We start from the raw sequence: 462 nt of genomic DNA, 5'->3' as shown, positions 1-462 counted from the left end.
CCCCACAAATACGCCGCCAACAAGCCAGACAACGTTCCGGCCGGAACATACCATGCGCCATCCACGGTCAAATAGGTTGCGCACGCCACAATCAGGCTGACAAACCAAGGGCGTGAAGCCGCAAAGCTCTTCCACATCCCGCGCAGCAACACCAAAAACACTGCAGGAAACGCCATGCCGAAGCCCCAAGCCGCCACATCGCCGAACATCGGGCCGACTGCCGCGCCAAATGCAGCAAAACCAATCCAAGTTACATACAAAATAAAACACATGCCGGCATAAAACGGCATATTGAATGCAGGTAAACCTGCGCCCTTACGCTTTTGAATTTCAGCAAACGCCATTGCCCAGCTTTCATCACACATAAAAAACAGCGCTGGCATTGCCTTTTTCAGCGGCATATCCCTCATATACGGCGCAATCGCCGCACCCATCAGGATATGGCGCGAATTAATCATAAAC

General features: G+C 52.4%; 1 protein-coding gene. It reads right to left on the bottom strand.

All coding sequences use genetic code 11. The annotated features are described in order from the left end of the window. The coding region (locus tag ACTHUE_RS20290; protein WP_440424309.1) for an AzlC family ABC transporter permease at positions 1–462 on the bottom strand (462 nt) is incomplete at both ends.

It is taken from the genome of Neisseria sp. P0021.S005 (genome assembly GCF_051956955.1).
This window is presented reverse-complemented; position numbering and strand designations above follow the sequence as displayed.